At 63.7% G+C, this 18,407-nt stretch carries 17 protein-coding genes; 10 read left to right on the top strand and 7 right to left on the bottom strand.

Annotated features, from left to right (window positions below; all coding sequences use genetic code 11):
- Positions 1-23: 23 nt before the first annotated feature.
- From AB6804_RS13395 to AB6804_RS13370, 6 genes are all read left to right on the top strand, one after another.
- Entirely contained in the window at positions 24-728 is a 705-nt protein-coding gene (locus AB6804_RS13395; RefSeq protein ID WP_244795855.1) for a FadR/GntR family transcriptional regulator, read from the top strand.
- A complete protein-coding gene (gene ltnD, locus AB6804_RS13390; RefSeq protein WP_370886845.1) occupies positions 616-1,644 on the top strand; it encodes an L-threonate dehydrogenase in 1,029 nt (342 codons plus the stop codon). Before AB6804_RS13395 ends, ltnD begins: the two co-directional genes overlap by 113 nt.
- A gap of 46 nt (positions 1,645-1,690) precedes the next feature.
- Positions 1,691-2,479 carry a 2-oxo-tetronate isomerase gene (gene otnI / locus AB6804_RS13385; RefSeq protein ID WP_370886844.1) on the top strand — a complete coding sequence of 263 codons (789 nt, stop codon included), beginning with the start codon at positions 1,691-1,693 and terminating at the stop codon, positions 2,477-2,479.
- Positions 2,480-2,495: 16 nt separating this feature from the next.
- Positions 2,496-3,464 (top strand): D-erythronate dehydrogenase, encoded by a 969-nt coding sequence (gene denD / locus AB6804_RS13380; RefSeq protein WP_370886843.1) that lies wholly within the window; start codon positions 2,496-2,498, stop codon positions 3,462-3,464.
- A 251-nt stretch (positions 3,465-3,715) separates the two neighbouring features.
- Positions 3,716-4,828, top strand: coding sequence for a DedA family protein/thiosulfate sulfurtransferase GlpE (locus AB6804_RS13375; RefSeq protein ID WP_370887037.1), 1,113 nt, complete (start codon positions 3,716-3,718; stop codon positions 4,826-4,828).
- The gene (locus tag AB6804_RS13370; RefSeq protein ID WP_370886842.1) at positions 4,825-6,624 is read left to right on the top strand and encodes an FAD-dependent oxidoreductase; all 1,800 of its coding nucleotides are present in this window, start codon (positions 4,825-4,827) and stop codon (positions 6,622-6,624) included. The genes AB6804_RS13375 and AB6804_RS13370 overlap by 4 nt, the downstream gene beginning before the upstream one ends.
- A gap of 5 nt (positions 6,625-6,629) precedes the next feature.
- Here AB6804_RS13370 and AB6804_RS13365 read toward each other — a convergent pair whose 3' ends face one another.
- Both AB6804_RS13365 and AB6804_RS13360 read right to left on the bottom strand, forming a co-directional pair.
- A complete protein-coding gene (locus tag AB6804_RS13365; protein ID WP_370886841.1) occupies positions 6,630-8,030 on the bottom strand; it encodes a heavy metal sensor histidine kinase in 1,401 nt (466 codons plus the stop codon).
- Positions 8,027-8,698, bottom strand: a complete 672-nt coding sequence (locus tag AB6804_RS13360; protein ID WP_370886840.1) for a heavy metal response regulator transcription factor — start codon at positions 8,696-8,698, stop codon at positions 8,027-8,029. The genes AB6804_RS13365 and AB6804_RS13360 overlap by 4 nt, the downstream gene beginning before the upstream one ends.
- A 172-nt stretch (positions 8,699-8,870) precedes the next feature.
- On the opposite strand from AB6804_RS13360, the gene AB6804_RS13355 reads away from it, so the two are divergent.
- From AB6804_RS13355 to AB6804_RS13345, 3 genes are read left to right on the top strand one after another with little or no spacing between them, the layout of a single operon-like run.
- Complete coding sequence (locus AB6804_RS13355) at positions 8,871-9,464, top strand: cytochrome b/b6 domain-containing protein (RefSeq protein ID WP_370886839.1); 594 nt, start codon at positions 8,871-8,873, stop codon at positions 9,462-9,464.
- 4 nt (positions 9,465-9,468) lie between these two features.
- Positions 9,469-10,236, top strand: coding sequence for a molybdopterin-dependent oxidoreductase (locus tag AB6804_RS13350; RefSeq protein ID WP_370886838.1), 768 nt, complete (start codon positions 9,469-9,471; stop codon positions 10,234-10,236).
- A 48-nt stretch (positions 10,237-10,284) separates the two neighbouring features.
- Complete coding sequence (locus AB6804_RS13345) at positions 10,285-10,899, top strand: DUF5666 domain-containing protein (protein ID WP_035970587.1); 615 nt, start codon at positions 10,285-10,287, stop codon at positions 10,897-10,899.
- 17 nt (positions 10,900-10,916) lie between these two features.
- Here the strand turns inward: AB6804_RS13345 and AB6804_RS13340 are convergent, their stop codons facing one another.
- Positions 10,917-12,338 (bottom strand): PLP-dependent aminotransferase family protein, encoded by a 1,422-nt coding sequence (locus AB6804_RS13340; protein WP_370886837.1) that lies wholly within the window; start codon positions 12,336-12,338, stop codon positions 10,917-10,919.
- Positions 12,339-12,629: 291 nt separating this feature from the next.
- On the opposite strand from AB6804_RS13340, the gene AB6804_RS13335 reads away from it, so the two are divergent.
- A complete protein-coding gene (locus tag AB6804_RS13335; RefSeq protein ID WP_370886836.1) occupies positions 12,630-12,947 on the top strand; it encodes a DUF2917 domain-containing protein in 318 nt (105 codons plus the stop codon).
- A gap of 88 nt (positions 12,948-13,035) precedes the next feature.
- Here the strand turns inward: AB6804_RS13335 and acnA are convergent, their stop codons facing one another.
- From acnA to AB6804_RS13315, 4 genes are all read right to left on the bottom strand, one after another.
- Entirely contained in the window at positions 13,036-15,753 is a 2,718-nt protein-coding gene (acnA, locus tag AB6804_RS13330) for an aconitate hydratase AcnA (RefSeq protein ID WP_370886835.1), read from the bottom strand.
- Between the two features lie 68 nt (positions 15,754-15,821).
- Complete coding sequence (locus AB6804_RS13325; RefSeq protein ID WP_370886834.1) at positions 15,822-17,273, bottom strand: bifunctional 2-methylcitrate dehydratase/aconitate hydratase; 1,452 nt, start codon at positions 17,271-17,273, stop codon at positions 15,822-15,824.
- A 32-nt stretch (positions 17,274-17,305) separates the two neighbouring features.
- A complete protein-coding gene (locus tag AB6804_RS13320) occupies positions 17,306-17,827 on the bottom strand; it encodes a hypothetical protein (protein ID WP_370886833.1) in 522 nt (173 codons plus the stop codon).
- An 88-nt stretch (positions 17,828-17,915) separates the two neighbouring features.
- The coding region (locus AB6804_RS13315; RefSeq protein WP_370886832.1) for a citrate/2-methylcitrate synthase at positions 17,916-18,407 on the bottom strand (492 nt) is incomplete at its 5' end.

The following is an 18,407-nucleotide window of genomic DNA, read 5'->3' as shown; positions in this document are numbered from 1 at the left end:
CTTCCGATGCCACGACGCCGCGCATGTTCGAAAGAATCTCGCCCCGCGCGCTCTCCGATACGGTCGCGCAGCAGTTGCAGAAGCTGATCGAGAAAGGCAGTTTTGCCGCGACAGGCAAACTGCCGAGCGAAGCCGTGCTCGCGCAGGAGTTCGGCGTGAGCCGCACGGTGATCCGCGAGGCCGTCTCGCGTCTCAAGAATGAGGGCATGGTCGAGCCGCGCCAGGGCAGCGGCGTGTTCATCGTCGAGCGGGCGGGCATTCGGCCGCTGCGCATCGATTATGCGCAGGCCGTCGAGCCGGGCGCGGTCGTGCAGATTCTCGCGCTGCGCCGGGCGATCGAAGCCGAAGTCGCCGCCGAGGCCGCGCTGCGCCGCACCGATGCGCAACTCGCCGCCATCGACGCCGCGCTCGCCCGCATCGACGAAGCGGTGCGCGAAGGCCGCGACGGCGTCGCCGAAGACGTGGCGTTTCATCGTGAGATCGCGAACGCGACCGGCAATCCGTATTTCCTCAAGACGCTCGCCTTCCTGAATCAATATCTGGAAGCGGGCACGCTCGTCACGCGCCGCAACGAGGCGCTGCGCGAGGACTTCTCGCGGCAAGTGCGCGAAGAGCATGCCGAAATCGCCGCCGCCATCCGCGCGGGCGATGCGGCACTTGCGCGTCACGCCGCCCAGACGCATCTTTACAACGCCGCGCGCCGTCTCGCGGAAGCCGGCATCCGCTAACCTTCACTCGAAGAGAATCGCCATGTCCAGAAACGTGGGAGTCATCGGCTTGGGCGCAATGGGGCTGGGCGTCGCGCGCTCGCTGCTGCGCGCGGGCTTTGCCGTGCATGTATGCGATGTGCGCCGCGACGTGCTCGACGCCTTCGCCGCGGAAGGCGGCATCGCGTGCGCGTCGCCGGCGGAGCTGGGCGGCAAGTGCGATGTCGTCGTGACGCTCGTCGTCAATGCGGCGCAGACGGAAACCGTGCTGTTCGGCGATAACGGCGCGGCGCCCGCAATGAAGCCGGGTGGCGTCGTGCTCGCCTGCGCGACGGTCGCGCCGGGCTTCGCGGTGGAACTTGGCAAGCGCGTCGAAGCCTTGGGTCTGCTGATGATCGACGCGCCCGTTTCCGGCGGCGCGGCGAAAGCGGCATCCGGCGAAATGACGATGATGACCTCCGGCCCCGCCGAGGCCTACGCCGCCTGCGAGGACGTGCTCGACGCAATCGCCGGGAAGGTCTATCGGCTGGGCGACGCACACGGCGCTGGATCGAAGGTGAAGATCATCAATCAACTGCTCGCGGGCGTGCATATCGCGGCGGCGGCCGAAGCAATGGCGCTCGGCCTGCGCGAGGGCGTCGACCCGGACGCGCTTTACGATGTCATCACGCATAGCGCGGGCAACTCGTGGATGTTCGAGAACCGCGTGCCGCACGTTCTGTCGGGCGACTACACGCCGCTTTCCGCGGTCGATATCTTCGTGAAAGACCTGGGACTCGTGCTCGATACCGCGCGCACGTCGAAGTTTCCGCTACCGCTTTCGGCGGCGGCGCATCAGATGTTCATGATGGCGTCGACGGCGGGCCACGGCGGCGAGGACGATATCGCGGTCATCAAGATCTTTCCGGGCATCGACGTTCCGAAAAGCGCCAAGTGACCGCGCCTCCCGGCTTGCCGCGACCACCCATTCAAGGAGACACCCGATGCCCCGCTTCGCCGCCAATCTCACGATGATGTACACGGAACACGCGTTCCTCGACCGCTTCGCCGCCGCCGCGAAGGACGGCTTCAAGGCGGTCGAATTCCTGTTTCCGTACGACTTTCCCGCCGCCGACATCAAGACGCGCCTCGCGGACAACGGCCTCACGCAGGCGCTTTTCAACGCGCCGCCGGGCGACTGGTCGGCAGGGGAGCGCGGCATCGCTTCGCTGCCGGGACGCGAGGACGAGTTCAGGGAGAGCGTCGACAAGGCGCTTGAATACACCGCTGCGCTCGGAAACAAGAAGCTGCACGTGATGGCGGGGCTGATCACGCCGGAGCAGCCGCGCGAGAAACATCGCGCGGTGTATATGAAGAATCTCGACTATGCGGCGAAGGCGGCGCAAGGCGCGGGCATCGGCATCGTGATCGAGCCGATCAATACACGCGATATTCCCGGCTTCTTTCTCAATCGTCAGGACGAAGCGCAGTCCATCTGCGATGAAATCGGTGCGCCGAACCTGCAAGTGCAATTCGATATCTATCACTGCCAGATCGTCGAAGGCGACATCGCCGTGAAGCTCAAGCGCGACATGAAGCGGCCCAACGCGGGCATCGGTCATATACAGATTGCGGGCGTGCCGGACCGTAACGAACCGGACATCGGTGAAATCAACTATCCATATCTGTTCGATCTGATCGATTCGCTCGGCTACGACGGATGGATCGGTTGCGAATATCGTCCGAAGGCGGGCACGTCCGACGGCCTCGGCTGGCTCAAGTCCTATCTCTGACACAGGAGCGACGCGAATGAAGATCCTCATTACGGGCGGCGCCGGTTTCTTGGGCCAGCGGCTCGCCAGACGCCTGCTCGATCGCGGCGAACTGAACGGCAAGCCGATTAGCGAACTGGTTCTGCTCGACGTCGCGCGTCCCGCCGATGCGCGCCTTCTGGCCGATTCCCGCGTGCGCGCCGAAACCGGCGACATCTCGGATCGCGCAGTGCTGGAACGTCACGTCGACGCGAGCACGGAAGCCATCTTCCATCTCGCGGCGATCGTCTCGGGTCAGGCGGAAGCCGACTTCGACCTCGGGATGAAGATCAATCTCGACGCATCGCGTGCGCTGCTCGAAGTGTGCCGCGCGGCGGGACATGTGCCGCGCGTCGTGTTCACGAGTTCGGTCGCGGTCTATGGCGGCACGCTGCCCGCCATCGTTCGGGACGATACGGCGCTCAACCCGCAATCCTCGTACGGGACGCAGAAGGCGATCGCCGAATTGCTGCTGTGCGACTATGCGCGGCGCGGTTTCGTCGATGGCCGCGTGCTGCGGCTTCCGACCATCAGCGTGCGGCCGGGCAAGCCGAACGCGGCGGCGTCGTCGTTCGCGAGCGGGATCATTCGCGACCCGCTGAACGGCGAGCGCTCGGTCTGTCCGGTCGATGGCGGCACGCGTTTGTGGCTGCTGTCGCCGCGAAGCGCGATCGAGGCGCTCATCGCCGGCTGCGAGCTGGATCGTGCGGCGCTGGGAGAACGTCCGGTCGTCAACCTGCCGGGCTTGTCGGTGAGCGTCGACGAGATGGTGGCGGCCTTGCGCGAAGTGGCGGGCGATGAAGCGGTCGCGCGCATCGACTGGCAACGCGACGAGCGCATCGAGAAGATCGTCGGAAGCTGGCCGGGCGCGTGGGATACGTCGCGGGCGGAGGCGCTTGGGCTGAGCGGCGATGGGTCGTTCGTGGAGGTGGTTCGGGGGTATATCGAGGAGCAACGGGACGCATGAGCAGCGTCCGTCCGCAACAACCAGCGTGACGCGCGCTCCCTGCACGCCGTCACGCTTCCTTCCGCATTTCCGCGCTAAACTCATCCCTTAAATGTGACGAAGGCCGGCCCGGCGCTCCATGCGCCGCCATGGATCACGGGCGTCGGTCGCCCGTTTCTCCCGATTCTTCCGGTTTGCGCCTTTCGCCGCCCTCGCGCGCGAAACCGCTTCGTCCCGTCACTTGCCGTAGCGCCAAGCGGGAGATTCCCATGTTGCTGCATCAGCTAGTCGATCGGTTCGGCCCGATCATCGTTTTCATCAACGTGATGGGCTCGGCCCTCGGGCTGCCTGTGCCCGCCATGCCGACGATGATCATCGTCGGCGCGTCGATCGCGTTGATGGCCGTGAACGGCGCCGCTTTCTGGACGCCCTTGCTCGGTGTGCTGGCCGTCGCGGTGGCGGGCGGCGTGCTCGGCGACTTCGTCTGGTTCCAGGGCGGACGCAAATATGGCGACCGCACGCTCAAAACCATCTGCAAGCTGTCCCTTTCGCGCGATACCTGCGTGAAGAAGACCGAACGCTTCTTCGGGCGATGGGGCGTGCGCATTCTGCTCGTCGCCAAATTCATCCCGGGTCTGTCGCTCGTCTCCGTGCCGCTCGCCGGCGCGATGGGCGTGCGCCTGCGCAGCTTCATCGCGCACGATGGCGCAGGCATCGCGCTGTGGGGAGCGGTCGGCCTGAGCGTCGGCGTGCTGTTCGCAGCCGAGCTGGAAATGGTCTTTGCGATGATCTCGCGGCTCGGCCGGCAGGCGGGCATGGTCGTCGCGGTCTTGCTGGCGATCTACGTGACGTATCGCTGGTGGCGTCGCCGTGCGCTGATGGCGACGCTGGAAAAAGCGCGCATCACCGTCGACGATCTCTACGCGCTGATGCACGCCGAACCGCTGCCCGTGATCTTCGACATCCGCTCGCCGGAGAAGCGCATGCTCGATCCGTTCGCGATTCCGGGCTCGCTCTTCGCGGATGAGCGCGAACTGCAGAAAATCATCGAAAGCTATGACAAGTCGCGCAAGGTCGTCATCTATTGCTCCTGCCCGAACGAAGTGTCGGCGGCGTGGATGGCGAAGACCATGCGCAACGCGGGCTTTCGCGATGTGCTGCCGCTGACCGGCGGTCTCGACGCATGGCGGCTCGCCGGTTTCGAAGTCGCCAATCTGACCGAGTTCGGCGAACTTGCGGCGACGAGCCCCGAGGAAGCGGAGCAGATGGCCTCCGCCTGCACGTTGCCCATCGTGCAGCAGGTACAGGCGGTACAGGCCGCGCAGACGTCCCAGGCAACTGCGTCCTTGCATGAACCAGGGTTACCACACGGAGATCGCGCATGAGTACGACCCCGAGTAACGGGCACGCAATGGAGATGCCGAACATGGTCGCCTGGAGTCCGGGGATGCCGCCGCCCGACGATCCCAACGTCGTGGCCACGGGCGTCAGTCCATCCGCATCCGCCGACGACAGCGCGCCGTTCTCGCCGCTGCAAACCCGCTCGCATCAGATGTTTCCGCGCCTCACCGATGCCGAAATCGAGCGCATGAGCCGCTTCGGCACGCCGGCGCGCTGGCGTGCGGGCGAGTGGATGTTCCGCATGGGCGAAGTCGGGCGCGGCATGGTCATCATCCTGAGCGGACTCGTGCGCGTCACGCGGCGCGATGCGCTCGGTGGCAATCACGTGATCGTCGAACATGGCGCGGGACATTTCCTCGCGGAAGTGGCGCAGCTTTCGGGCAAGCCCTGTCTCGTCGATGGCATCGCGGTGGACGATGTAGAAGGCATCGTGGTGCCGCCGGAGCGGCTGCGCGCGCTGCTCGTCGCGGAGGCGGAACTCGGCGAGCGCATCATGCGCGCACTGATTTTGCGGCGCGTCGGCTTGATCGAGAAGGGCAGCGGCCCGGTGCTGCTCGGCCAGTCCGACGATGGCCGGCTCGTGTCGCTGCAAGGCTTTCTGCGCCGCAATGGTTATCCGCATACGGTCATCGACGCCTGCTCGGACCCGGATGCGATCGCGCTGCTCGAACGCATCTCGGCGTCGACGGCGGATTTCCCGCTCGTCATCTGTCCGGATGGCACGGTGCTGCGCGCACCCGACGAGAATCAGCTTGCGACGCAGCTCGGCTGGCTGCCCGAGTTCGATCCGGCCCATGTCTATGATGTCGCTATCGTCGGGGCCGGTCCGGCCGGCCTGGCGACGGCCGTTTATGCGGCGTCCGAAGGGCTGTCCGTGGCGGTGTTCGATTGCCGCGCGCCGGGCGGGCAGGCGGGCACGAGCGCGCGCATCGAAAATTATCTCGGCTTTCCGACCGGTATCTCCGGCCAGGCGCTCGCGGGCCGTGCCTTCGTGCAGGCTCAGAAGTTCGGCGCGCATATCGCGATTCCGACGCGCATCAAGGCGCTGCACTGCGGTTCGTCGCCGATTCAGATCGAGCTGGAGAACGGCGAACGCGTGACGACGCAGACGGTCGTGATCGCGTCCGGGGCGGCGTATCGGCGGCCGGCGATCGACGGGCTCGAGCGTTACGAAGGGCATGGCACGTACTACTGGGCGTCGCCGGTCGAGGCGAAGCTCTGCAAGAACGCGGAGGTCGTGCTCGTCGGCGGCGGCAATTCGGCGGGGCAGGCGGCCGTGTATCTCGCCTCGCACGCGAAGCACGTCCATGTGCTGATTCGCGGTTCAGGGCTCGCGGCGAGCATGTCGCATTATCTGGTCGAGCGCATCGGCTCGCTGCCGAACGTGACGGTGCGCACGCATACGGAAATCGTCTCGCTGATGGGCGATGACCGCGCGCTCACCGCCGTCCGGTGCAAGACGCCCGATGGTCCGCTCACGCTCGAATCGCGGCATCTGTTTCTCTTCACCGGCGCCGATCCCAACACCGACTGGCTGCGCGATTGCAGCGTAAGCGTCGATGGCAAGGGCTTCGTGCTGACCGGTCCCGAAGCGCACGACGGACGCACGCAAGGCGTCATGGGCCTCGAAACGAGCGTGCCGGGCGTCTTCGCGATCGGCGATGTGCGTTCGACTTCGACGAAGCGCGTCGCGGCGGCGGTGGGCGAAGGCGCGGCGGTCGTCGCGCAGATTCATGGCCTGCTGGCGCAGCGGCAGGCGTTGAGCGTCGCCGGGGCGTAGCGTTTTCAGGCGCTTGCCGGAAACCGCAGCGTGAATTCGATCCACCCATCCGGCGAACACGCGGCCGACGCGCTGCCGCCGTGCATCCGCATGATCGCCTGTACGATCGACAGCCCGAGCCCGCTCGATTCCGTGAACTCGCTGCGGGCCGCATCGCCGCGATAGAAGCGGTCGAAGAGCCGCGCGAGTTCTTGCCGCGCGATGACCGCGCCGCGATTGCCCACGACGATGCACGCGCCGTCCGCATCGGCATGACCGGACAGGCGCACGACGGTGCCCGCCGCCGCATAACGCACCGCATTCACGACGACGTTGCCGATCGCGCGCCGGCACATGATCGCGTTGGCGTGCATCTCGCCGCTCGCCTCGATGGCGAACGTGATGCGGCGTTCCTCCGCGATGCCTTCGAAATACGCCGCGATGGTTTCGAGTTCCTCGCGAATGTCGATTCGCTCGCGCTCCATCGGCTGTTGCGAATGATCCGCTTGCGCGAGAAAGAGAATGTTCTGCGCGATGCGCGAGAGCCGCTCCAACTCTTCGAGATTCGATTCCAGCACGCCGCGATATTCGGCCACGCTGCGTTCGTGCGCGAGCATCACCTGCGTCTCGCCGATCAATACGCCAATCGGCGTGCGCAACTCGTGCGCGAGGTCCGCCGAGAATTGCAGCAGGCGTTCGTAGCCATGTTCGAGCCGATCGAGCATCGCATTGAACGACGCCGCGAGGCTTTGCAGTTCCGCCGGCGCATGCGCGACGTCGAGCCGCGCCGACATGCGGTTCGGCGTGATCTCCGCGGCCTTGGCGGCCATCAGCTTCAGCGGCATGAGTCCGCGGCTCGTGACCCAGTACGCGAGCAGCATCGTTACCGCCACCGCGCCGATCACCGTGAACCATACGCGCTTCAGATAAGCCGACAACACGTGCGCTTCCTGCGTCATCACGTGCGCCGCGATGATGTCGACCACTTCGCCGCTATCGCCGATGCGCGCCTGTGCGCCGACCCAGCGCATCCGCACGCCATCGGCGCGCGTGCCTTCGTAGAGATCGTCGAGACCGATGGCGCGATCGACCGGCACGATCGACAGCGGCGGCAACGGCATGTGCTCGGGATTGACGTTGATGAAGGGCGCCGTTCCCGCGCGTCGAAAGAGAATCACGTCTTGCCGGTCGCCGAGCATCGTTTCGAAGAGCCGGGGCCGCGCTTCGAGTTCGTTGATCGTGTAAAGGTCGTGCAGCAGCGAGCGAAAATGTTCGACGCGGGCGATCACCTGATAGTCGGCGCGCGTCGACAGTGCGGAGTTGGTCGCGTGATAAAGCGACGCGCCGACCATGCCGACGACCGCGCATACGATCGCCGCAAACGACAGCGCGATGCGAACCGCAAGCGATCGCGAAGGCCGCTTCAAGAATCCTCCCCGAATGAATAGCCGATGCTGCGCACGGTATGGATCAGCTTCAGTTCGAACGGATTGTCGATCTTCGCGCGCAGACGCTTGATCGCGACATCGACGACGTTCGTATCGCTATCGAAGTTCATGTCCCACACTTCCGATGCGATAAGCGTGCGCGAGAGCGCTTCGCCCTGATGCTTGCAGAAGAGATGCAGCAGCGCGAACTCCTTGTTCGTGAGCACGATGTCGATGCCCTTGCGCGTGACCTTGCGGCGCAGGACATCGACGTGGAGGTCGGCGACCTGAAAGGTATCCGATTCGCGCATCACGCCACGGCGCAACAGCGTGCGAATGCGCAGCACGAGTTCAGTGAACGAGAACGGCTTGACGAGATAGTCGTCCGCGCCGAGTTCGAGGCCGTGAATGCGGTCGCTCACCTGATCGCGCGCCGTGAGAAAAATGACAGGAAGGTCACGCTTCGCGCGCAATGCGGACATGATCTGCCATCCATCGATGCCCGGCAGCATCACGTCGAGCACGATCAACTCGTAGGGGTTGGCGAGCGCCTGATGCAGGCCATCCGTGCCGTTGCGCACGAGATCGACCTGATATCCGGACTCGATGAGCCCTTTTTTCAGGTAGTCGCCGGTCTTGCGGTCGTCTTCGATCACGAGGATGGTCATGCGCGCGCTTCGCTGTCGTTGCTACGTTGACGTCATTCTGCCAGCGCGCGCGTGAGGCCGGCCGAGTATGACAAAAAAGTCATCGAGTCGTCATCGATCCATCAGCGCCGCGCCGTTAGCATCCGCTTCATGCTCTCGTTTCAAGTCCCATCAACCCGACGCGAGGTTCGACGTGCAGCAAGGAACGCTACAGCCGCTATGGCTGCGTATCACGCACTGGCTCAATGCGCTCGCCATCGTCGTGATGGTGACGAGCGGATGGCAGATCTATAACGCATCGCCCATTTTCAAACCGTTCGCGTTTCCATCGTCGATCACGCTCGGCGGCTGGCTCGGCGGCGCGCTGCAATGGCACTTCGCGGCAATGTGGCTCCTGGTGGCGAACTTCATCGTGTATGCGGTGATGAACGTCGTCACCGGGCGCTTTCGCCGGCGCATGTTTCCGTTGAGCATCAGAAGCGTCGTGAACGATGCGCTCGCCGCAGTGCGCGGCAAGCTCGGCCACGACGATCTCACGCACTACAACGCCGTGCAGAAGCTCGCTTATCTCGCGGTGATCGTGGATATCGTGGTCATCATTCTGTCGGGCCTCGTCGTGTGGAAGTCCGTGCAGTTCCCCTTTCTTCGCACGCTGATGGGCGGCTATGACAATGCCCGCGTCGTGCATTTCTTCGGCATGAGTTTTCTGGTGGCGTTCGTCGTGCTGCATGTGGTGATGGTCGCACTCGTGCCGCGTTCGCTCGTGCTGATGATCCGAGGACGTTGACGCCATGTCGATCCGAAACACCAAGCTCGATGCAGAGTCCATCATCAAGGATGCCGCGAAGGAGCTGAAAGCGCCCGCCCGGCGTCTCTTCGGCAAGCGCATTCTTTCGCTCGGCGGCCTCGTGATGCTGTCGGGTTGCAGTCTCACCGATGACAAGTCCGTCAACGCGATGCTGCGCAAGATATCGTCGTTCAACGACGACGCCCAGGCGCTGCTCTTCGATCCGAACAAGCTCGCACCGACGTATCCCGAGTCGATGATCACGCGTCCGTTCCCTTTCAACGCGTTCTATGACATCGACGAAGTGCCGGAAGTCGATGCATCGGCCTACAAGCTCCAAGTAGGCGGGCGCGTCACCGGCAAGCGCGTGTGGACGCTCGATGAACTGCACGCGATGCCGCAGGAAAGCCAGGTGACGCGGCACATTTGCATCGAGGGATGGAGCGCCATCGGCAAGTGGGGCGGCGTGCGTTTCGCGCATTTTCTGGCGCGAGCCGGCGCGGATACGGGCGCGAAGTATGTCGCGTTCCATTGCGCCGATAACTACTCGACGAGCATCGACATGCCGACGGCGCTGCACGCACAAACGCTGCTCACGCTGACTTACGACGGCCAGATCTTGCCGCCGAAATACGGCTTCCCGATGAAGCTGCGCATGCCGACCAAGCTCGGCTACAAGAACCCGAAGCATATCGTCGCGATTACCGTGACCAACGATTACCCCGGCGGCTATTGGGAAAACCAGGGCTACAACTGGTTCGGCGGTTCCTGATGATGCTTTTTCTATCGCTTACGTTGTCCACTCACTGAAGGAGATTCAATGTCGATTCGCACGAAACTCGGCCTCAGCATCGCGGCTCTCGCATTCACGACCGCCGCCTTCGCTCAGGCGCCTGCAGGCAAGCCCGCGCGCATTCGCGGCGATATCGTCGCGTTGTCGGGCGATACCTTGACCGTGCATCGCCGCAGCGGCGATACGGTGAAAATCGCGGTGAAAGCGGATACGCCCGTGTCGGCGCTGAAGAACATCAAACTGGCCGACATCAAGCCGGGCCAGTTCGTGGGCACCGCAGCCACCACCGGCACCGATGGCAAGCTCACCGCAACCGAAGTCCTCGTGTTCCCGGAAGCCGCACGCGGCACGGGCGAAGGCCACTATGCGTGGGATCTCGGCCCGCAAAGCTCGATGACCAACGCGAACGTCGATCAGGTCGTGCAGGGCACGAGCGGGCGCGACCTGAAGCTGTCGTACAAGGGCGGATCGAACGCGGTGACGGTGCCGGAGAACGTGCCGGTCGTCACTTTCGCGCCGGCGACGCATGACGATCTGAAGCCGGGCAAGAAGGTGTTCGTGGTGGCGAGCCCGGAAAGCGGCGGCGCATATGCCGCGCAGCGGATCGTCGTCGAGAAAGATGGCGTCGCCCCGCCGATGTAATCGCAGCGACGCTTGTTTCAGGCCGCGTCGCGCTTCTGAGTCATATGCTCGAAGAAGCGCGACGCGCGCCGGTCTCCCGCATACGCCGAGTTGATCCGCACCCACGGACACGCTTCCCCGTTCGGCCGATAGTAACTCCCCGGCGCGAGCGTGACGCCGAACTTCACGGCTTCATCGACCAAGACCGCTGAATCGCCGATGCCCGGCACGCTTGCCCAGACGAAGCTGCCGCCGCTCGGTTCATCGAACACTGTCCATCCATAGCCTTCCAGCTGCTGCACCGCGCTCGACAGCGAATCGCGCACGCGCTTGCGCAGCCGCTCCAGATACTTGCGATACGTGCCGCGTTCGAGCAGGCTCGCCGCGACGCTTTCCGCGAATCGCGTGCCGCCGAGACTCGTCAGCACCTTCACATCGACGAGACCCTTCACGAGTTGCCGGTTCGCGGCCAGATAGCCAATCCGCAGCGACGACGACAGCGTCTTCGACAAGCCGCCCACGTAAATCACACGGTCGAGCTGATCGAGCGACGCGAGCCGTTGCGTCGGCACGGCCTGGAAATCGGCGTAGATATCGTCCTCGACGATTGAGAAGCCGTGCAGCGTCGCGAGTTGCAGCAGCTTGAACGCGACCTGCGGCGCAATGTTCGTCGCGGTCGGATTCTGGAAGACCGTGTTGACGAAGAAGAGCTTCGGCTTGTGTTGCTTCAGCAGGGCTTCGGCCGCGTCGACGTCCGGCCCGTTCGCGAGCCGCGGCACGCCGACGAGACGCACGCCTTGCAGCTTCAGCAGGCCGAAGAGGTTGTAGTAGCCGGGATCTTCGACGAACACCGTATCGCCCGGCTTCAGCATTGTTCGCACGATCAGGTCGAGCGCCTGGCTCGCGCCGTTCGTGATCATCACGTTCGGCAGATCGGCGGCGATGCCGAGCGCGTTGAGCCGCAGCGTCACTTGCTGGCGCAGGCTGGCGTCGCCGTGCGGAATCGCGTAGTCGATCACGCTCGATATGTCGCTGCGCGACGCCTGACGGATGGCTTGAGTGAGGCCATCGAGATCGCGCCACGCCTCCGGGATGAAACCGCTCGAGAGCTTCAGCGTCTCGCCGGGATAGTTGAACTGCTGAAGCACCTGATTCGATTCTTCTTCCGCGAGACGCGGATCGCAATTGCCCGACTCGCCCTCGCGGTCATCGACGCGATTCGCCACGTAAAAACCCGAGCCGTGCTTCGGCTGGATCAGCCCGCGCGACGCGAGGCGGTCGTAAGCCTCGATCACCGGGAAGCGGCTGATGCATTGTTCGGCGGCCAGCTGACGGATCGACGGCAGCTTCGCGCCGGCGAGCACGCGCCGCGAGCGGATCATCGCTTCGATCTGGCTGACGATCTGCTCGGTGAGCGGAACGCCGGTCGCGCCGTCGATTTTGAGCGGAAGTGCGTTCATCGTTGAGTGTTCGGTGGAGTCGGGTGAACAGTTGCACGCGCTGTTTGCACGAGTGTCAGAAGTGATTCGAACGCAGCCGTAAAGCCGTGTCAAGCTGCCCGATCGGCTAATGCCGTGTCCGCGCGCTGGCCGAACAGCTTGAACTGTTCACCCTGTCTGACTGAACAGTTCCGATGCAACTGTACGCAAGTGTTCATTTAAAATGTTTGGAACCGGCCGAATAATGTGTTCAACGGCTCGGCGACCACTTTCGCGGCGCGGCCATCCGATGAGTCAACTGGGAGCGGCATCATGCGTGAAATCCGGACTTTCGAACTCGACGGGCGCGATGCGCCGACGCGGTGGAGCAGCCACCGCCCGCAAACGCTGCGCGTGCTGCGCGGGCAAATCTGGATGACGGTGGAAGGCGAGGCGGACGATCACTGGCTGAACGCCGGCGACGCGATAGAACTGAAGCCGTATTCGACGATCTGGGTCAGCGGCGCATGCGAGGGCAGCCGGTTTTCGCTGGCGTCGGAGTCGGCGTCAGCGCGAAGTCTTGCTGCGCTCATTCACGCGTGGCTGGCGCGGCGCGCGGGGCAAAGCGGAACGGCTGTGTCGAACGTGTAACGCGCAGGCGAAAAAAAACCCGGCCGAGGCCGGGTCCAATGTTCCCGCGCTCTTTCGAGCGCGGTCACCTGCAAAACCACGCGCGTGCTTAAGCCGCGAGCAGCGAACGCAGCACGAACGGCAGAATCCCGCCGTGCTTGTAGTAGTCGACTTCGATCGGCGTATCGATACGCAGCAGCACTTGCACGCGATCGTTCTTGCCATCCTTGCGATGGATCACGAGCGTCACTTCCTGCTGCGGCTTGAAGTTATCGCCGAGGCCTTCGATGTCGTACGTTTCATCGCCGGTGATGTTCAGCGACTGGATGCTGTCCGCGCCCTTGAACTGCAGCGGCAGCACGCCCATGCCGACGAGGTTCGAGCGATGGATACGCTCGAAGCTGCGCGCGACCACGGCCTTCACGCCGAGCAACTGCGTGCCCTTTGCGGCCCAGTCGCGCGACGAACCCGTGCCGTACTCTTCGCCCGCGAAGATGACAGTCGGCGTTTCGTCGGCGATGTACTTCATCGCGGCGTCATAGATCGACAGTTGTTCGCCGCTCGGCTGATGAATCGTCAGACCGCCTTCAACGCGCGTGCCGTCCGCCTTCGCCGGAATCATCAGGTTCTTGATGCGGACGTTCGCGAACGTGCCGCGCATCATCACGTCGTGATTGCCGCGACGCGAGCCGTAGCTGTTGAAGTCGGCCTTCTGCACGCCGTTCGCCTTCAGCCACACGCCCGCCGGCGACGTTTCCTTGATCGAGCCCGCCGGGCTGATGTGGTCGGTCGTCACGGAATCGCCGAAGATGCCGAGCGCGCGCGCGCCCGTCACCGCGGGAATCGAATCGGCCGGCTTCATCGAGAAGTCGTCGCCGAAGAACGGCGGCTCAGCGATGTACGTCGACTTCGGCCAGTCGTAGACCTGGCCCGTTTCGCCCGCGATCTTGCTCCACAGGTCGCCTTCCGTCGTGAGCTGCGCGTAGTTCTTGCGGAACGCGTCGGCGTCGAGCGCGAACTTGAGCAGCGCGTGCACTTCTTCGCTCGTCGGCCAGATGTCGCCGAGGTAGACGTCGCGGCCATCCTTGCCCTGACCGACCGGCTCGGTCATCAGGTCGCGCGTGATGTTGCCCGCGATGGCATAGGCCACGACCAGCGGCGGCGAAGCCAGGAAGTTCGAGCGGATGTTCGGGTGAATGCGCGCCTCGAAGTTGCGGTTGCCCGACAGCACGGCGGCCGCGACGATATCGTTCTTCACGATCGCGTCGTTGAGTTCCGGCGTCAGGTCGCCCGCATTGCCGATACACGTCGTGCAGCCGTAAGCGGCCAGCGTGAAACCGAGCTTGTCGAGATACTGTAGCAGGTCGGTCTTCGTCAGATACTCGGTGACGATGCGCGATCCCGGCGCGAGCGACGTCTTGATGTGCGGCGCCACCGTCAGACCGGCTTCGACGGCCTTCTTCGCGAGCAGGCCCGCCGCGAGCAGCACGCTCGGGTTGGACGTGTTCGTGCACGAGGTAATGGCCGCGATCAGCACGTCGCCGTTCTTCACGTCGATGCCGTCAGCCGTCTTGTACGTCGCTTGCAGGTCTTCCGGCTTCTTTGCAAAGCCGTTTTCGCCGACCGGCTTCGAGAACAGGTCGGTGAACGTGCTCTTCACGTTGCCGATTTCGATGCGGTCTTGCGGACGCTTCGGGCCGGCGAGCGAAGGCGCAACGGTCGACAGATCGAGCGTGAGCGTCTTCGTATAGTCGATATCGCCGGCGTGCGGCACGCCCCACAGGTTCTGCGCCTTGAAGTAGTTTTCGAAGGCGGCGATTTCCGCGTCGGTGCGGCCCGTGCCCTTGAAGTAGTCGATGGTCTTTTCGTCGACCGGGAAGAAGCCCATCGTCGCGCCGTATTCCGGCGCCATGTTGCCGATGGTCGCGCGGTCCGGGACCGCGATCGACGCCGTGCCTTCACCGAAGAATTCGACGAACTTGCCGACGACCTTCTCCTTGCGCAGCATTTCGGTGATGGTCAGCACGAGGTCGGTTGCCGTGCAGCCTTCGCGCAGCTTGCCCTTCAGCTCGACGCCGACGACGTCCGGCGTGAGGAAGTACACCGGCTGGCCGAGCATGCCCGCTTCCGCTTCGATGCCGCCCACGCCCCAGCCCACCACGCCGATGCCGTTGATCATCGTCGTGTGCGAATCCGTGCCGACGAGCGTGTCCGGGTAGTACACGGTGTCGCTGCCTTCGGCCTTCTTGTGGACGCCGCGTGCGAGGTACTCGAGGTTGACCTGGTGCACGATGCCGACGCCCGGCGGCACGACCTTGAACGTGTCGAATGCCTGCATGCCCCACTTCATGAACTGGTAGCGCTCGTTATTGCGCTGGAATTCCAGCTTCATGTTCAGGTCGAGCGCGTTCGGCTCGCGGAAGTGGTCGATCTGCACCGAGTGATCGACGACGAGGTCCACCGGGACGAGCGGCTCGATCGCCTTCGGGTCCTTGCCGGCACGCTTCGCGACGCCACGCATCGCGGCAATGTCGGCGAGCAGCGGCACGCCGGTGAAGTCCTGCAGCACCACGCGCGCGACGACGAACGGAATTTCATCGACGCGAGCCGCGTTCGGCTTCCAGTTCGCGAGCTGCTTGATGTGCTCCTCGCTGATCTTCTTTTCGTCGTAGTTGCGCAGCACCGACTCGAGCACGAGACGGATCGAAACCGGCAGGCGCTGGATGTCGACCTTCAGTGCTTCGCCGAGTTGCGGCAGCGAGTAGAACTTGCCTTTGCCGGAACCGCTGTCGAATTCCTTGAGCGTATTGTGGAGATTGTGGGCCATGGTTGTTTTCCTAGGGCTAAACGAGGAAATGCTTCGATGCAACGTTTCTGTATGACCGAGTCGATCGACTAAATCACGTACAGATCGACGTATTCATTGACCGGCATTGCTTCCAGCTTTGCCTGATCGAGCGATACCGCGAGGATCGCCTCTTGTTGCTTGGTGGGAAAGCGGCGCGCGAGGTTCGTCTTGAACTTCTCGACGAGCAGCGGAATGCCGTCCGCACGGCGGCGCTTGTGACCGATCGGATACTCGACCACGACTTCATCGAGCGCCGAACCGTCGTTGAACTCGATGGTCAGCCCGTTCGCGATGGAACGCTTGTCCGGATCGAAATAATCTTTTGTGAACTGCGGGTCTTCCACGCATTCCATCTTTGCGCGCAAGGTGTCGATGCGTGGATCTTTTGCGACGGCGTCTTCGTAATCCGCGGCGGTCAGGCGGCCGAAGATCAGCGGCACGGCGATCATGTACTGGATGCAGTGATCGCGGTCCGCGGGGTTATCGAGCGGCCCCTTTTTGTCGATGATGCGAATGGCCGCCTCGTGCGTGCGAATGGTGATCTTCCTGATGTCCTCGACGCCTTTGCCGGCTTCCTTCAGCGTGCCGTGCAGGGTCATGGCCGCTTCCACCGCCGTCTGAGAGTGGAACTCGGCCGGAAACGATATCTTGAAGAGCACATGCTCCATCACGTACGAGCCATACGGACGCTGAAACTTGAACTCGTTGCCCTTGAAGAGGACATCGTAAAAGCCCCAGGTCTTGGCCGTCAGCACCGACGGATAGCCCATTTCGCCGGTCTTCGCGATGAGCGCGAGACGCACGGCGCGCGAGGTTGCATCGCCGGCTGCCCACGACTTGCGCGAGCCGGTGTTCGGCGCATGACGATACGTGCGCAGCGAATGACCATCGACGAATGCGAGCGACACCGCGTTGATGAGCTCTTCGCGCGAGAGGCCGATCATCTGCCCGACCACCGCCGTGGAAGCGAGCTTAACCAGCAGCACGTGATCGAGGCCGACCTTGTTGAAGGAGTTCTCGAGCGCGATGCAGCCTTGAATTTCGTGCGCCTTGATCATCGCGATCAGGACGTCTTTCATGGTGAGCGGCGTTTTGCCGGATGCGACGGCGTTGCGCGAAAGCCAGTCCGCGGTCGCCAGAATGCCGCCCAGGTTGTCCGACGGATGGCCCCATTCGGCGGCGAGCCAGGTGTCGTTGAAGTCGAGCCAGCGGATCATTGCGCCGATGTTGAAGGCGGCCTGAACCGGGTCGAGCTGGAACTGCGTGCCCGGCACCTTCGCGCCATTGGGGACGATCGTGCCGGGCACGATCGGTCCCATCAGCTTGGTGCAGGCGGGATAGGAGAGGGCTTCGAGTCCGCAACCGAGCGTGTCGATCAGACAGTTGCGCGCCGTTTCGAGCGCGAGCGTGCTGTCGACGTCGTAGTTGAGAACATAGTCGACTATGTCTACGAGTACCTTGTCCGGCTCAGGGCGGACATTGGAGATCGGTGCGGACATCGAGGATTCCCTGTTTGATGTGCTGACGTTGCTTATTCCGCCGGCTTGAGCAGCAGCGGGTTCTGCTTCAGCGCTTCGGACTGCGTCGGCGCAGCCGCGCCTGCGGCCATTTCGGACGTCACGCACTCGTCGGCGAGTCGCGAGGAGTCCTTGTCCGAGAACAGCATCGCCTTGGTCGGGATCACGACGAGATCCATGCCCGTTGCCGAATCGTGGAAGCGATCGGCGCCGGTCGTCGTATCCTGACGCGGCAGCTTGTAGTCCTTCTTCGCCCAGTTGACCGTGACGATTGCGTCACGCTTCATGTCGCCCTTCAGATAGAAAGCAAGACCGTCCTTGCAGGCCCACTTCACGGCGCCTTCGGGAACCGGGTCCGTCTTGGCTGCTGCAGCCGCCGCCGCCTTGGGGGAGCGTTTGATGATGCGGCGCGCCGGGGCGGGGCGCTTGGCCTTGCTCGCGCCCGACTCGGTTGTCGCGGCGAAGGCGTCGGCGCTCACGAACACGCTGGTGGTGGCGAGCGTGCCGACGATTGCAGCGATCAGAAGCTTATTCATCTAAAAACCTTTCAAAAACATTTGGGTTGATTGGCGGTTGTTGCGCGGATTGGAACGCTTTACCCGCGGTTCCGATCGCGCAAGCCCGCTATTTTCGCTTATTTATCGGCACGAACTTCAAATTCTCCGGCCCCGTGTAATTCGCGCTCGGGCGGATGATCTTGTTGTCGATGCGCTGCTCGATGATGTGCGCGCTCCAGCCCGACGTGCGCGAAATGACGAAGAGCGGCGTGAACATCGCGGTGGGCACGCCCATCATGTGATACGAAACCGCGCTGAACCAGTCGAGATTCGGGAACATCTTCTTGGCGTCCCACATGACCGATTCGAGGCGTTCGGCGATATTGAAGAGCTTGGTGTCGCCGGCTTCGGTCGACAGCGACTTCGCGACTTCCTTGATGACCTTGTTGCGCGGATCGGAGATCGTATAGACCGGATGCCCGAAGCCGATCACCACTTCCTTGTTCTCGACGCGGCGGCGAATGTCGGCTTCGGCTTCGACGGGCGTCTGATAGCGCGACTGGATTTCGAACGCGACTTCGTTCGCGCCGCCGTGCTTCGGGCCGCGCAGGGCGCCGAT

The sequence above is a fragment of the Caballeronia sp. RCC_10 genome, assembly GCF_041360715.1.
In the GTDB taxonomy this organism is placed as follows: domain Bacteria; phylum Pseudomonadota; class Gammaproteobacteria; order Burkholderiales; family Burkholderiaceae; genus Caballeronia; species Caballeronia grimmiae.
Note: the sequence above shows the minus strand (reverse complement) of the source record. Positions and strands in the feature narration are given on the sequence as shown.